Origin of the sequence: Nocardia sp. NBC_01009, from assembly GCF_045208035.1 — a bacterium.
Classification (GTDB): Bacteria; Actinomycetota; Actinomycetes; order Mycobacteriales; family Mycobacteriaceae; genus Nocardia.
Genome location: NZ_CP108695.1, coordinates 262,205 through 277,546, shown reverse-complemented (window position 1 = coordinate 277,546; position 15,342 = coordinate 262,205). Strand labels below are relative to the sequence as shown.

The window sequence follows — 15,342 nt, the reverse complement described above, 5'->3', positions numbered from 1 at the left end:
CGACCCAGTCTGCCCGACGGCGCGCGACCCTTCCCGCTCGAAGGTGGCCCAGCCCACACCGAAGGCAGCCGCCCGAAGCTGTGAAGGTCCTCACAGGACGGAATGTCTGCGCGAGTCGATGGCAGCCCACTTGAAGATCGCTAACAGTACGAGCGTTACGCTAAAACCGCATGTCAGAGCTACCCGTCGGTAGGTTTCATGCGTGCAATTCATCGGCAAATTTCGCAAAGTTAGCAAACACCTGCGGAAACCTAGCTGAGATTCACACTAGCAACAGGTAGACGGCTATTTTCTGGTGTGCCATCGTGTGGAAGTACACCCCATGGGCCTAGCAAGCCTGCAAATTGCCGCTCCAGCAGTTCGAGTCAGACTCGACCGTGGGGCATACCCCGACCAAACGAGGAAGTGGAGTCAGAGATGACCACCGGCACCCCGAAGACAGCCGCGGAAATCCAGCAGGATTGGGACACCAACCCCCGCTGGAAGGGCATCACCCGTAACTACACCGCAGAGCAGGTGTCGAAGCTCCAGGGCACCGTCGTCGAGGAAGCCACCCTCGCGCGCCGCGGCTCGGAGATCCTCTGGGATCTCGTCAACAACGAGGACTACATCAACTCCCTCGGCGCCCTGACCGGCAACATGGCCGTGCAGCAGGTGCGCGCCGGCCTGCAGGCCATCTACCTGTCCGGTTGGCAGGTCGCCGGTGACGCGAACCTCTCCGGCCACACCTACCCCGACCAGAGCCTCTACCCGGCCAACTCGGTCCCGGCCGTCGTGCGTCGTATCAACAACGCGCTGCTGCGCGCCGACGAGATCGCCAAGGTCGAGGGTGACACCTCGGTCAAGAACTGGCTCGCCCCGATCGTCGCCGACGCCGAGGCCGGCTTCGGTGGCGCCCTGAACGCCTACGAGCTGCAGAAGGCCATGATCCAGGCCGGCGCCGCGGGCGTGCACTGGGAAGACCAGCTCGCCTCGGAGAAGAAGTGCGGCCACCTCGGTGGCAAGGTGCTCATCCCGACCCAGCAGCACATCCGCACCCTGACCTCGGCTCGCCTCGCGTCCGACGTCGCCGACGTGCCTTCGGTGATCATCGCCCGCACCGACGCCGAAGCCGCCACCCTGATCACCACCGACGTGGACGACCGCGACAAGCCGTTCCTCGACGGCACCCGCACCGCAGAGGGCTTCTTTGGTGTGAAGAACGGCATCGAGCCCTGCATCGCCCGCGCCAAGGCCTACGCCCCCTACGCGGACCTGATCTGGATGGAGACCGGCAAGCCCGATCTCGAGCTGGCCAAGCAGTTCGCCGAGGCCGTCCGCAGCGAATTCCCGGACCAGCTGCTCGCCTACAACTGCTCCCCGTCCTTCAACTGGAAGGCGCACCTGGACGACGCGACCATCGCGAAGTTCCAGAAGGAGCTCGGCGCGATGGGCTTCAAGTTCCAGTTCATCACCCTGGCCGGCTTCCACTCGCTCAACTACGGCATGTTCGACCTGGCCTACGGCTACGCCCGCGAGGGCATGACCGCCTACGTCGACCTGCAGGAGCGCGAGTTCGCCGCCGAGGAGCGCGGCTACACCGCCACCAAGCATCAGCGTGAGGTCGGCGCAGGCTACTTCGACCTGATCGCCACCACCGTGGACCCGAACACCTCGACGGCCGCCCTGAAGGGCTCCACCGAAGAGGGTCAGTTCCACTGAGTTGTTTGGCGGCGCCTGCGGCACCGCGTGTTCGCGGCCCCCAAGGCTCGCTTCCGAGCACTCGAGACTCGCGCCTTCGGCGCATGCGCGAGGGTCGGACCTTCGTCCGCCCCGGCGCTCCAAGCTTCGAGTACTCGGAAGCGAGCCGGCCGCGAACGGGGCTCGTAAGACTCGCCCCGTGCGTGGTTGCGTAAGCAGTTCGCGTTGCCAGCCTGTGTTTTGTATGGGAAATGAGGTTTCCCGACGTGAATACCTTTAGCCCTCTACTCCAGTAGGGGTGTACCGCCCTCCCCGCCGAACAGCCCTCGGCGGGGAGGGCATATCCCTATACCTTGGACCATCGAAGGCTCGCCGCGACCGCGTCGCTCCTTCGCCACCAGCCACCCGATTGCCAGACAAACCAGCAGGAGCGGGACGTGAGCAGCGAGAAGATTCAACGCGTCGGCATTATCGGCGCCGGACAGATGGGTGCCGGAATCGCGGAGGTGTGCGCTCGCGCGCATATCGACGTGCTCGTCTTCGAACAGACTCGGGAACTAGCCGCCGCAGGCCGTTCCCGCATCCTGCGGTCGCTCGACCGTGGCGTCAGCAGCGGCAAGATCACCGAGCGGGAGCGCGAGCAGGCCGCCTGGCGGCTGCGGTTCACCTCCGACCTCGGCGACTTCGCCGACCGCCAGCTGGTGGTCGAGGCGGTGCTCGAGGACGAGAAGGTGAAGACCTCGATCTTCAGCGAGCTCGACAAGGTTGTCACCGATCCCGATGCGGTGCTGGCCTCCAACACCTCCTCCATCCCGATCATGAAGATCGCGGTCGCCACGGCGAACCCCGAGCGCGTGGTCGGCATGCACTTCTTCAACCCGGTTCCGGTGCTGCCGCTCGTCGAGCTGGTCACCACGCTCAAGACGAGCGAGTCGGTGTCCAAGCGCGCCGAGGCTTTCGCGGGCGATGTGCTCGGCAAGCAGGTCGTCCGCTCGGCCGACCGCTCCGGCTTCGTGGTGAACGCGCTGCTGGTGCCGTACCTGCTGTCCTCGATCCGCATGGTGGAGTCCGGCTTCGCCACCAAGGAAGACGTCGACAAGGCGATGGTGCTCGGCTGTGCCCACCCGATGGGCCCGCTGGCGCTGACCGATCTCGTCGGCCTCGACACCGTCAAGTCGATTGCCGACTCCATGTACGCAGAGTTCAAGGAGCCGCTGTACTCGGCCCCGCCGCTGCTGATGCGCATGGTCGAGGCGGGCCTGCTCGGCAAGAAGACCGGCGCAGGTTTCTACCAGTACCGTGCTTGATTTGCAGCGCCTGCGGCGCTGCGTGTTCGCGGCCCCCAAGGCTCGCGTCCGAGCGGCCGAGACTTGCGACTTCGTCGCCTCGCTTCGGCCACTCGGACGCGAGCCGGCCGCGAACGGTCGCTCGTAAGACTCGCTCCGTGGTGGGTGGGTCGGCTGAATATCATCCGGCCTCAGGTACGGCCGGGTGGATGGGGTTATCGGCATAAGCTGCAAGAAGGGCCGAGTGGTTTCTCGGTCACACATCGAGAGCGCAGCGTTGCGGGGCGTCCACCGTTTCAGGTAGGCGCCGCGCAGGTGATCGAAAGGGAGCATCCCGCGCATGGTCAACGTCACCGATGGTTACGGGTCGAGCATCCTCGGGTACCCGAGGATCGGACCGCACCGGGAACTGAAGCGGGCCCTGGAGGCCTATTGGCGCGGCGGGGCATCCCGCGACGAGCTGCTCGCAGTCGGGCGCGACATCCAGGAACGGCAGTTCAACGAGCTGGCCGCCACCGGGCTCACCCAGGTTCCCGGCAACACCTTCTCCTTCTATGACCATGTGCTCGACAATGCGCTGCTCTTCGGCGCGGTGCCGACCAGGTTCAAGCCGCTCCAGGATGAACTGGACCCGCTTGACTTCTATTTCCTGATGGCACGCGGTCGTCCCGACCTGCCGCCACTGGAGCTGGTGCGGTTCTTCGGCACCGCCTACCACTACCGGCAGCCCGAACTCGATGAATCCACCGAGTTCTCACTGCATCCCGAGGCGTTGCTCGACGAATTCGATAGGGCCAAGGAACGCGATATCGAGCTGCGCCCTGTGGTGCTCGGCCCGCTGTCGCTGCTGCTGCTGTCCAAGGCCGGGCACGTGCCGGGTGAGGCGGAATTCGACACCCTCAGCCTGCTCGACAAGCTGCTGCCGGTGTACGAGCAGCTGTTCGAGATTCTCGCCAAGCGCGGCGCCACCTGCGTGCAGCTGGACGAGCCCTGTTTCACCGGTGAGCGCAGCCCCGCCGAGCTCGCCGCGTTCGACAAGGCCTACCAACGACTTTCGAAGGCGCCGCTGCGGCCGCGCATGCTGGTCACCGGTCAGTACGGCGACTTCGGTGAAGCGCTGACCATCCTGGCAGGCACCAATGTCGAGGCCATCGGCCTGGACCTGGCGAGTTTCCGGGTCGACCCCGAGGAACTCGCGAAGGTTCCCGGCATTCGTCGTAAGCGTTTGTACGCGGGCGTGATCAGCGGCCTGAATGTGTGGCGCGCGGACCGGTTCGTCACACTGTCCTACCTCAACGAGCTGGCGAAGGTCTGCCCCGACCTGGTCGTCTCCACCGGTGCGACGCTGCTGCACGTGCCCTACGATGTGCTCGCCGAATACGACATCGAGGGCAATGTCGCCGATCGCCTCGCCTTCGCGAAACAGAAGGTGGGCGAGGTGGTTTCGCTCGCGAAGGCGCTCACCGAGGGGCCGTCGGAGAAGTGGCGCAAGCGGCCGACCGAGGTGCACTTCAAGCAGAAGCACGCAGTGCGGCAACGGGTTTACGCGGTCACGCCGGGTATGCGTGAGCGTGCGCCCTACGAGGTGCGCCGAGAAGCCCAGCAGCGCAAGCTGAATCTGCCGCCCGTGCCCGCGACCACGCTGGGTTCCTTCCCGCAGGCCACCCGGATCCGGCAGGCCCGCCACGATCTCGGCGAGGGCAGGTTGTCCTACGCGGAGTACCGCAAGAAGATCGAGGCCGAGATCGAGGCCACGATCCGTCTGCAGGAGGACATCGGCCTCGACGTGCTCGTGCACGGCGAGCACGAGCGCAACGACATGATCCAGTACTTCGCCGAGCTGCTCGACGGCTTCGCGACCACCCGCTTCGGCTGGGTGCAGGTGTACGGATCCCGCTGTGTCCGACCGCCGATCATCTACGGCGATGTGTCGCGTCCGGCCCCGATGTCGGTCGAATGGATCACCTACGCCCAGTCGCTGACCGACAAGCCGGTCAAGGGCATGGTCACCGGTCCGGTCACCATGATCGCGCGCTCGTTCGTCCGCCAGGACCAGCCGCTGTTCGAAACCGCAGACCAGGTGGCGCTGGCGATCCGCGACGAGGTCGTCGACCTGGAGCGCGCGGGTATCTCGATCATTCAGGTCGACGAGCCCGCCATTCGCGAAATGTTGCCGGCGCGCCCCGTCGGTCGTGCCGAGTACCTGCGCTGGGCTGTCGGCGCATTCCGCCTCGCCACCTCCGGTGTGCGGCCGGAAACCCAGATCCACACGCACATCAACTATTCCGGTCGCGCCGAGGTGGTCGAGGCGATCGACCAGCTCGATGCCGACGTCACCGCGCTGGTCGCGACCCGCTCCATCGAATGGGTGCTCAAGGCGCTCAAGGACGACTGCGCCTCCGGCCACGGCCTGAGTCACGGTGTGGGACCCGGTGTCTACGAGAGCCGTTCGGCGCGTATCCCGGATATCGATGAGATCGACGAATTGCTCACGGCCGCAGCCGAAGCGGTTACGCCGGAACGACTATGGGCGAACCCGGACGGTGGTTTGAAGACGCGACACTACTGGCAGCTCGAGCCGTCGCTGCGCAATATGGTCGCGGCCGCGCGCCGGGTTCGTCGGCGGGCGATGTCGGCCGAATAGGCACAAGTTGAGGCCGCCCTTCATGTCCGAGTGATGTGGGGGCGGCCTTTGCTTTCCGGCGGCCGTCGGAGTGTTCGGCCGCGGGCCGCCCGGGTCGGTGCATCTGCCGACCGGTGAATCGGCGAAAATGGTCTCTTGAAATCAGTACAGTACGTACCGTATCGTTGAAATATGACGGATACGCCCGAGGCCTGGCCCGAGTCGTTGCCGGTGGCGCAAGTTCGGATTGCCCGACCCACCGATCGTTTGGCAGCGGTAGTCCGGTTCTATGTCGAAGGGCTGGGGCTGCGGGAGCTGTACCGATTCGAGAACCACGCCGGCTACGACGGAGTGATGCTCGGGCTGCCAGGGGCCGGGTACCACTTGGAGTTCACCACGCACGCGGACGGCAGCCCCGGCGATGCGCCCAGTGCGGAAAACCTGCTGGTGCTGTACTTCTCGGGCGAATCGCAGATGTACGACGTGGCGCAGCGGCTCGGTGATTTCGGCGTGGAACCGGTGGCTGCGGAGAACCCGTACTGGGCCGAGCACGGCGGACTGACCTTTCCGGATCCGGATGGCTGGCGGGTCGTGCTGATGCCGCGACCGGTGTTCTGATGGCGGGCAGGGCGCGCGAAGACCGGATCGATGCGGTAGTGCTGGCGGCGGCTCGGGAACTGCTCGACGAAACCGGCTACGCAGACCTGTCCATCGGCCAGATCGCCACCAGGGCCGGCATCCATCGACCGGCGATCTACCGCCGCTGGCCATCGAAGCGGCACCTGGTTGTCGACGTAGTCGCCGACCTGCTCGGTCTCCAGCCGACCCCCGACACCGGCGACCTCCGCGCCGATCTGACCATCGCGATGCGCAATCTCGTTGCCGCACTACGGGATACCTCGTTGCATCAGGTCCTCCCGGCCCTGGTCGCCGACCTTGCCAACGATCAGGCTCTGCGCGATCACTTCCTGGCCACCGTCTTCGATCCGCGCAGGCACACCACCGCAACCGCGCTCGCGTCGGCAATTCGCCGCGGCGAGATCGACCAGAACCTTGATATGGACTTCGTCCTCGACGCCATCGCTGCCCCCATCTACTATCGCGCCCTATTCGGTCACCTGCCCTTGACCGACACCCTCGCCGACCAATCCGTCGCCGCCGTCCTCCGGATCGTCACCCCCGCAGCTTGATTCGGGTGCGCGTCATCGAGGGCGAGTGGCGCGCCATGATGTCGGTCTCTCGGCCGTGCCCGCAGCCATGTGCCACTCGTCGGGCTCACACCTGGATGGCGGTGGTGGATGGCGAAGGCGGGCCGGGCGAGATCGGGTCGGATGGATCGGGCGTCGAGCGTTGTTGACCGGGTGAGGCGCACACGCGACAGGAAGCGGGGCCGACAGGATGCACGTGGACGAGTCCGTGGAAACGAGCGGCGGGTTGCGGCTCGGTATCGCGCCGCACCGGTTGTGGACGGATGCGGAGGTCGAGCTGGACGGCGTGGTGGAAACTGCCCGCACCGCAGAGCAATTGGGGTTCGACCATGTGATCGCGAGCAGTCATGTGCCGGCCGGGGAGTTGGGCGTCACGCCCGATCCGCTGGTCATGTTGTCGGCGATCGCGGGGGCGACATCACGGATCGGCCTTGCGGGTCGCCCAGGAGGTTATGCCACAGCTGAAGGGGCGCTGATACGAGACTCGGGCGCGGGTGTCGGTTGCGGCCGGAACACTACGCAACCCGCGACCGACGTACAGCGGGACGCCCCCTGACTCGCGGGCCGAGAGCGCCACGCCACCGGGGGTGCTGACCCGCGGTACGGACAATCGCGGCAATGTTGCGTGGCGTTCGATGACGAAAGTCACCTTCACGGAGTGGCCGACGGGTGCGCAATGGTGAAATCGCAGGCAGTGGTGCAGGTGTCGTGCGGGGGCGTGGTGTCGGAAAGTGGGTTGTCGGTGCCCGGCGTCGGCTTTCCGATAGTGACCTACGACGCCCCTGCCGCAGAAGGCGCGGAACTGCGCTATGGTTGCTAGTCGGCGATTGTTGATCTTGCACAATCGCCCTATGTCCGTCGTGGATGTCTTTCTTTCGCGTCGGCCCCGCAGCTGGGTGTCATAACACCGAACGCAGGTATGGACACACCATCCTGCGTGCCGCTGCGGTACAACCCCCGATGCCGGAAAGGCACCCGTACTTCTTATGACGACTCGTTCCTCGAGCTCTGCCCCTGTGACCTCCTTTGCCGCGCTCGGCGTGCGCAAGAAGCTGGTCGACGCCCTCGCGGCGAACGGCATCACCGCACCGTTCCCGATCCAGGCCGCCACCCTGCCCGATTCGCTCGCTGGTCGTGACGTGCTCGGCCGCGGCAAGACCGGTAGTGGCAAGACGCTGGCCTTTTCCATCCCGATGGTCGACCGGCTCGCGGGCGGTGTGCGTAAGCCGGGTCGGCCCACCGGCCTGATCCTCGCCCCGACGCGTGAACTGGCCACCCAGATCACCGCGACGCTCGAGCCCATGGCCGTGGCCTGCGGGTTGACAGTGACGACGATCATCGGCGGTGTCTCCCAGGTGCGGCAGAGCCGCGCGCTCGCCGCCGGCGTCGATATCGTCGTGGCCTGCCCGGGCCGGCTGGAAGATCTGATGCGTCAGCGCGTGGTGCACCTCAACGAGGTGCAGGTCACCGTGCTCGACGAGGCCGATCACATGGCCGACCTCGGCTTCCTGCCTGCGGTGACCCGGATCCTCGCGGCCACCCAGTCGACCGGCCAGCGCCTGCTGTTCTCCGCCACGCTGGACAACGGCGTGGACAAGCTGGTCAAACGATTCATGCGCAATCCCGCGTCGCACTCCGTCGACGAGGCCAACTCGCCGGTGGCCGCGATGACCCACCACGTCTTCGAGGTCGGCGGCGTCGACGCCAAGAACGCGCTCGTGCGCACCCTGGCCTCCGGCGGCGGCCGCCGAATCCTGTTCATGCGCACCAAGCATCAGGCGCGCAAGCTCGCCAAGCAGCTGACCACCGCGGGCATCCCGGCGACCGATCTGCACGGCAACCTCTCCCAGGTCGCCCGTGATCGCAACCTGGCCGCGTTTACCGATGGCTCGGCGCGCGTGCTCGTCGCCACCGATATCGCCGCGCGCGGCGTGCACGTCGATGATGTCGAGCTGGTCGTGCACGTCGACCCGCCCGCCGAGCACAAGGCATACCTGCACCGCTCCGGGCGGACCGCCCGCGCGGGCAGCGCCGGTGACGTGGTCACCGTTGTGCTGCCGGAGCAGCGCAGGGACGTCGCCGGACTGCTGCGCAAGGCAGGCATCCAGGTGAGCCCGCAGCACGTGACCGCGGACTCGGCGCCGGTGACCGACCTGGTCGGCGAGATCGCCCCCCTCGTCGCACCGACCTACAACCCGACCGCCTCCACCCACACCGGTGGACAGGCCCGTAACCGGAACAGCCGCCCGAGCAGCGACGGACGCGGCGCCGCAACCGGTGGTGCCCGTACCCGTGGTGGTCAAGGGGCAGGCGGACAGTCTCGTCGGGACGCGGTGGCCGGTGGGTCGTCGCGGAGCCGCAACGGGCGTGGCGCGAACGACTCGTTCGATCGCGGCACCGGCTTCGGCGGCCGGTCCGAGCGTGGTGCCGGTTCGTCGCGTAACAGCGATGGTCGTGGCACCGGCTTCGATGGTCGTTCGAGTGGCCGCTCCGAGCGTCCTGCCGGTTCGTCGCGCAACGGTGACACACGTGGCGGCGGCTTCGACGGTCAGTCGCGTGGCCGCACCGACCACGGTGCCGCGACCGGTGGGCAGCGCAGCCGGAACCCCCGTGGCGCAGGCGTTGCCGTTGCCCGTGGCACCGATGCCGCAGGCCGGTCCCAGGGTCGCCCCGCCCGCGCGGGCACCTCGCACGTTCGCTCGGCCTCCCGCGACCAGGCGGCCCCGCCCCGCGCAGGCCGACACTGATCACCCGATAGGTCCATCGCGGCCGACATCTCGACGAATCGCCTTCTGGCGCAACCGAACGGCCCCTCGAGCCCTCGCTCGTAGGGGCCGTTCGGCTATCGATCCGAGATGAATGCGCCCGGCTGGTGTCCGGTCCAGATCCGGCGGTTGTCCGTCGCGGTCTGCGGGTCTTGACGATTTTTGTTCTGGCGCAACCGAATGGCCCTCGAACCATTCCGTGAGGGGGCTGTTCGGCTGCTGCCCCGCGACGGACCCGCTACGCCGGTTGTCGCCATGTTTACGGGAGTCGCAGGCCCCGCAGCGTCAGTGGCTCAACGCTGAGACCGCCAGCATGAATGCGGCGCCTCCCACGGTGCAGGCGAGGGTCAGCCGGGAGGGGTGTTGCGCGTGGGCTTCGGGGAGGATGTCGGCGGTGGCGAGGTAGAGCAGAAAGCCCGCGAAGTAGCCGAGATAGAGGCCGACTGCTTCGGCGGGCACGCGGATGAGGGTGCCGATTATCGCGCCGACTACGGGGGCGATGGCGTCCAGGGCGAGCAGGGTGAGTGCTCGTTTGCGGGCACTGCCGTAGAGGGTGGTGATGGTGAAGGTATTGAAACCGTCGGCGAAGTCGTGACTGATCACCGCGATGGCGACGGCGGTGCCGACGGTCGCTCCGGCCTGGAAACCGAGTCCGATCCCGAGACCGTCGAGCGTGCTGTGAAAGATCAACCCGGCCGCCGCAAGCAGCCCCACTGACTCGAACCCGTGCTTGTGCGTACCGAATTCGTGTTCGTGACCGGTGTGAACGGCAACCGCCCGCTCGATGACATGGATGGTGAGAAACCCGAACACCGTGGCGATCAGCGCGTCGGGCACCCCGAGCACAATGTGCGCGGACTCCGCTAACGCCTCCGGCAGCAGATCGAAGAAAACCACCCCGAGCATCACCCCCGCCGCCACCCCGAGCACCAAATGTCTCCGGTCCCCGATCCGCACCGCCACCAGCCCCCCGACCAGCGTCGAACACATAGACGCCAACGCCAGCAGGATCGCCATCGATCCAGCATGTGTCACCGCCCCCCGCCGCACTGACATATCTGCCCGGCGAGTTGGCCCCCGTGCTCGGCGCTCGGGCAATGAGGTGCGCGCGGGCGCGGCGAAGAGGCTTGCCGGCAGCCAATCGGCCCACGGCGAGCGGGATATGACGGAGGGACCACGCGATAACCGCATTCATGTCCCGAGCGTCGGTCAGGCCAGCGTGGCCAGGGTGCGGAGGCCGGTGGTGATGTCGGCGGCGGTGGGGGCGTGGTCGGGGTCGACCAGCCATTGGACGAGGAGGCCGCCGATCATGGTTTGCAGGACCGCGCCCAGGTGGGAGTCCTTGCCGGTGGGGGCGAACAACTCGCTGAGTTCGGTGCGGGCCAGGGCTTGGGCGTTGCCGAGTTCGGCGCGGATCTCGGGGGAGTGCAGGGCCTGGGCCAGGCTTTCGACGTTCGCCGACCAGAGGGCGCGGTTTTCGGTGAACGAGGTGATCAGCTGCTGCAGAAAGGTGTGCAGGCGGGCCGCGGGGTTGTCGGCGTCGGTGTCGGGCAATGACGCGAGGATCTGCTGGACCGCGGTGGCGCTGGACTCCATCATCGCCTGATTCAGGAGCTTGTCGCGGGTGCCGAAGTGGTAGTTGATGGCCGCCAGATTGGTGCCGGAGGCGGCCACGATGTCGCGCACGGTGGTGCGCGCGTAGCCGCGTTCGGCCAGGCATTGTTTGGCCGCGGCCAGCAGATCTTCTCGGGTTCCCACCTCCGAACCATAGCAGTGGGGCATACATCCGTTTGTGACATATGTTTCAAACTAACGTCAGTGATGGATGTTCGACATCTGTATGGTCGAGCGCGACCGCCCCGATCTACGACGGTGGCCACGCAGTCCGACCTGACTTCGTGCCCGAACTGCCCGCGAGCACGGTGCTCGATTACGCCTCCGGTGCGGCGACTTCCCCTGCCGTTGCGGAGAACGCGCATCCCGTCGAGTCGGCGCACGTAGTCGGGCCACGCGGTCCGCGATCAGTCCGTCAGCGCTCGTCGGCTCCCGGTGAGCCGAATGGCCAACTGCCTGGTCCACTTCGGGCGATCCTTCTTGGGTGGCACCGGCAGGTCGTCGTGGATATCGGACTCGACCTCGTATCGACGGACATACGCGCCGGCGAAGGCTTGGACAGTGGCTGTCACCGGAATGGCAAGCAGCGCACCGGTTGCCCCGAGTACCGCCGCTCCCGCAAGCACCGCTCCGAAGGCGACGGCGGGATGCATGTCCAGGGTGGTCGCGGTGATTCTCGGTTGCAGCACATAGTTTTCGAACTGCTGGTACACGATGATGAAGCCCAGGATCCACAGCGCCGTGCTCGGGCTGTGCACCAGCCCGACGACCACCGGCAGCGCACCGGCGAGGTAGGTGCCGACCGTCGGAATGAACTGCGAGACAACGCCGACCCAGAGCGCGAGCGCGAAGGCCGACGGCACGTCGAGCACGCGCAGTGCCGCGTAGTGCGCAATGGTCGAGCAGAGTGCGAGCAGCCCGCGCGAAAAGATGTAGCCGCCGGTCTTCTCGACGGCGATATCCCAGGCGCGCAACACATGTCGCTGGCGGTGCGGGGGCAGCAGTGAGCAGACGGCGTGGCGGAAGCGCGGACCGTCGGCGGCGAAGTAGTAGGTGAACAACAGCACGCCGAGGGCTTGGAAGAGCACGCCGACCGCGGTGGTGCCGATACCCCAGACATTGCCCGCCAAGCCGTCGAGGTAGCCCTCGATGGTGGCGCTGCGATCCTTGGCGATCTTCCCGATGTCGGTGCCGGACAAGTCGGTTTTGAAGGTGCGGTTGATCCAGTCGACCGCCTGGTCGGCGTATTGGGGCGCGTTCTTGACCAGCGTGGTGACCTGCTCGACGAGCAGCGCACCGAGCGTCCACACGAAGGCGACGGTGAGCACGGTCAAGGCGAGGAACACCAGTCCGGTCGCTGGTCCACGGCGCAAGCCACGGGCCGCGAGCCAGTTCACCGCGGGTTCGATCGCGAAGGCGAGGAACAGCGAAATCAACAGCACCGTCAGCAGCCCTTGTAGCCGGGTCAACAGCCAGAAGCCGCCGACCAGACCGGCCACCGTCGCCGCGGCGAGCAGGAACGCACGCAACAGCCAGGGTGGTGGCCCCACCGTCACATCGTCGATGACCACCGTGTCGTCGGTGTTCGCCGGAGCATCGCTGCTGGCAGCCTTGTCGATCGGCGAGCTGTCTTCATCCGCAGGCACAACGCTCCTCCGCCTCTTTCAGCAGGCAATCGGGGTGCGCCGAGGCCACCTTCGAGGGTCCGCTGTCGAGCGGCCTCGGCTGCTGGGTGCACCGGTGAGTGACCCGTGTGCATCCTAGATCCGTTGTTCCGCCGGTAATCCGAAGAACTGCCGGGGGCCGTCGACCAGATCGATGGGCCGGGACTGCTAGATCGTTGCGGCGTCTATGACGAACCGGTAGCGCACGTCGCTCGCGACGACCCGGTCGTAGGCGCCATCGATCTCGTCGGCCGAGATCAGCTCGATTTCCGCGCCGATGCCGTGCGCCGCGCAGAAGTTCAGCATTTCCTGGGTCTGCGCGATGCCGCCGATCATCGAGCCCGACAGCGAGCGCCGGTAGGCGGAGAGGCTGAAAGTCTTGACGCTCATCGGATTCTCGGGCACGCCGAGCTGCACCAAGGTTCCGTTCACCCCGAGCAGGCGCAGGTAGTTGTCGATCGGCAAGTCGGCCGAGACGGTGTTGAGGATGAGATCGAAGCGGTTGCGCAGCTCGCGGAAGGTCTGCTTGTCGTTGGTCGCGTAGTAGTGGTGGGCGCCGAACCGCTTGCCATCGTCCTGCTTACCGAGCGAGTGGCTGAGCACCGTGACCTCCGCGCCCATCGCGGCCGCGATCTTCACCCCGACGTGTCCGAGGCCGCCCATGCCGATAATCGCGACCTTCTTTCCCGGTCCCGCCTCCCAATGCCGCAGCGGGGAGAACAACGTGATGCCCGCGCACAGCAGCGGTGCGGCCACATCGAGTCCGATGCCCTCGGGGATGGCGAGCACGAAATGCTCGGTCACCACGACCTGTGTCGAGTAGCCGCCCATCGTGTAGCCGCCCGGCTGGACGGCCGGGTCGACCGGCGTGTTGTAGGTCATGGTGGCGCCGGCTTCGCAGTACTGCTCCTCATCGGCGAGGCAGGGGCCACAGACGCCGCAGGAGTCCACCATGCATCCGACGCCGACCCGATCCCCGACCTGATGCTTGGTCACCGCCGAGCCGACTGCGGCGACAATGCCCGCGATCTCGTGGCCCGGCACGCAGGGGTACTTGGCGCTGCCCCACTCGTCGCGCGCGGTGTGGATGTCGGAGTGACAGATACCGGCGTACTTGACGTCGATCAATACATCGCGCGGCCCCAGTTCGCGGCGCTCGATGGTGACCTTCTCGAAGGCGCCATCGGGCGTGGGCATGGCGTAAGCGGCAGCGGTGCTCATGCTTACATGCCTACCGCTGCATGAGCATGTTTGCCAAACTTCTCGCCGGACCTGCCCGGAGCGCGGGGGTGTTCGTGGAATCTGCCCGGCGGGATGATGATCTCCAGCCACAATGGAATTCATCAGGTCTAGCCGAGGCGGGAGACGATGGACGACGAATGGCATCGCGTGCCCGAGCGGAATCGGGCGGCAGGCGGTGGGCGCGCGCTCGCGCTGTTCGTCGCCGCGATGCTTGCGGTTGCCGCTTTCCTGGGGTTCCATGGCGAACTGCCGGGTTGGCCGACCGGCGAACCGGACACCTCGTCGCCCGCTCTATCGGCGCCGGTACCGCCGCTCGACCCGGTGGCGGTCGCGCACGTCGTTCAACCGGCGCTGGTGAACATCAGCACCTCCAGCCACGCCTTCGGACTCGGCGCGGCCGGGTCGGGAATTGTGCTCACACCTGACGGGCAGGTGCTGACCAGCCATCATGTGGTGAAGGGCGCGGAAAGCGTCACGGTGACCGATGTCGGCAACGGGCTGGAGTACGACGCGACAGTGCTCGGTTACGACTCGGGCGCCGACATCGCGCTGCTGGAACTCGGCAACGCAGCCGACCTGGTGATCGCGACTATCGGCACTTCGTCGGACCTGCGAATGCGCGACCAGGTGCTGGCGATCGGCAATGCGGGCGGCATGGGCGGCACCCCGACCGCGATCGCCGGAAGTATCACCAATCTGAACAGCACGATCGTCGCGCTCAACTCCGCCGACCTGTCACGCAAGCCGTTGTCCAACATGCTCGAGGTCGCAGGTGCGGTCAGTTCGGGGCAGTCCGGCGGCGCGCTGGCGGATCGGAAGGGCGCCGTGGTCGGCGTGATCACCGCGGCGTCGGGTGAGCCGGCGCGTGACATCGGGAGCACCGCGAACGGCTATGCGGTACCGATCGATACCGCGATGCGGGTGGTGCAGCAGATCCGATCCGGTACGCCGACCGACACCGTGCACATCGGGCCGACCGCTACCCTCGGCATTCTCATCTCGAACGCAGAGCCCGCCGGCACGGGCGCTCGCGTTGACGTCGCTATCTACGGAATGCCCGCCTACGCCGCAGGCATCGTGTCGGGTGAGGTGATCACCGCGATCGACGGGCACACCGTCACCACGGCCCAGTCCCTGCGTGCGGCACTGAACCTGCGCCGACCGAACGACACCGTGGGACTGGCCGTCACCGGTTCGGGCCACCTCCAGCGCACGGTCCCCGTGGTGCTGACGGTCGGGCCGCCGAACTGAACAGTGCCC

12 protein-coding genes are annotated in these 15,342 nt (G+C 66.8%); 8 read left to right on the top strand and 4 right to left on the bottom strand.

The features are described from left to right. Positions 1-417: 417 nt before the first annotated feature. From aceA to OHA42_RS01135, 7 genes are all read left to right on the top strand, one after another. Positions 418-1,701: an isocitrate lyase gene (aceA, locus tag OHA42_RS01165; RefSeq protein ID WP_328406698.1), complete on the top strand. Its 1,284-nt coding sequence runs from the start codon at positions 418-420 to the stop codon at positions 1,699-1,701. Positions 1,702-2,117: 416 nt separating this feature from the next. Continuing rightward, on the top strand, positions 2,118-2,987 hold the full coding sequence (locus OHA42_RS01160) for a 3-hydroxybutyryl-CoA dehydrogenase (RefSeq protein ID WP_406233790.1): 870 nt from the start codon (positions 2,118-2,120) through the stop codon (positions 2,985-2,987). Between the two features lie 319 nt (positions 2,988-3,306). Continuing rightward, positions 3,307-5,610 carry a 5-methyltetrahydropteroyltriglutamate--homocysteine S-methyltransferase gene (gene metE / locus OHA42_RS01155; protein ID WP_406233789.1) on the top strand — a complete coding sequence of 768 codons (2,304 nt, stop codon included), beginning with the start codon at positions 3,307-3,309 and terminating at the stop codon, positions 5,608-5,610. Between the two features lie 171 nt (positions 5,611-5,781). Next, complete coding sequence (locus tag OHA42_RS01150; RefSeq protein ID WP_406233788.1) at positions 5,782-6,207, top strand: VOC family protein; 426 nt, start codon at positions 5,782-5,784, stop codon at positions 6,205-6,207. Beyond that, positions 6,207-6,779, top strand: a complete 573-nt coding sequence (locus OHA42_RS01145; RefSeq protein ID WP_406233787.1) for a TetR/AcrR family transcriptional regulator — start codon at positions 6,207-6,209, stop codon at positions 6,777-6,779. The genes OHA42_RS01150 and OHA42_RS01145 overlap by 1 nt, the downstream gene beginning before the upstream one ends. Positions 6,780-6,993: 214 nt before the next feature. After that, positions 6,994-7,353 (top strand): LLM class flavin-dependent oxidoreductase, encoded by a 360-nt coding sequence (locus tag OHA42_RS01140; protein WP_406233785.1) that lies wholly within the window; start codon positions 6,994-6,996, stop codon positions 7,351-7,353. Positions 7,354-7,783: 430 nt separating this feature from the next. Next, positions 7,784-9,544 (top strand): DEAD/DEAH box helicase, encoded by a 1,761-nt coding sequence (locus OHA42_RS01135; RefSeq protein WP_406233783.1) that lies wholly within the window; start codon positions 7,784-7,786, stop codon positions 9,542-9,544. Between the two features lie 303 nt (positions 9,545-9,847). Here the strand turns inward: OHA42_RS01135 and OHA42_RS01130 are convergent, their stop codons facing one another. The 4 genes from OHA42_RS01130 to OHA42_RS01115 all read right to left on the bottom strand — a co-directional run bounded on the left by OHA42_RS01130 (position 9,848) and on the right by OHA42_RS01115 (position 14,061). Continuing rightward, positions 9,848-10,579: a ZIP family metal transporter gene (locus tag OHA42_RS01130; RefSeq protein ID WP_406233782.1), complete on the bottom strand. Its 732-nt coding sequence runs from the start codon at positions 10,577-10,579 to the stop codon at positions 9,848-9,850. A 192-nt stretch (positions 10,580-10,771) separates the two neighbouring features. Beyond that, positions 10,772-11,320 (bottom strand): TetR/AcrR family transcriptional regulator, encoded by a 549-nt coding sequence (locus OHA42_RS01125; RefSeq protein ID WP_406233781.1) that lies wholly within the window; start codon positions 11,318-11,320, stop codon positions 10,772-10,774. Positions 11,321-11,583: 263 nt separating this feature from the next. Then, a complete protein-coding gene (locus OHA42_RS01120; protein WP_406233779.1) occupies positions 11,584-12,822 on the bottom strand; it encodes an AI-2E family transporter in 1,239 nt (412 codons plus the stop codon). Between the two features lie 186 nt (positions 12,823-13,008). Continuing rightward, the gene (locus OHA42_RS01115; RefSeq protein WP_406233777.1) at positions 13,009-14,061 is read right to left on the bottom strand and encodes an NAD(P)-dependent alcohol dehydrogenase; all 1,053 of its coding nucleotides are present in this window, start codon (positions 14,059-14,061) and stop codon (positions 13,009-13,011) included. A gap of 147 nt (positions 14,062-14,208) precedes the next feature. On the opposite strand from OHA42_RS01115, the gene OHA42_RS01110 reads away from it, so the two are divergent. Then, a complete protein-coding gene (locus OHA42_RS01110) occupies positions 14,209-15,333 on the top strand; it encodes a S1C family serine protease (protein ID WP_406233775.1) in 1,125 nt (374 codons plus the stop codon). Positions 15,334-15,342 lie beyond the last annotated feature (9 nt).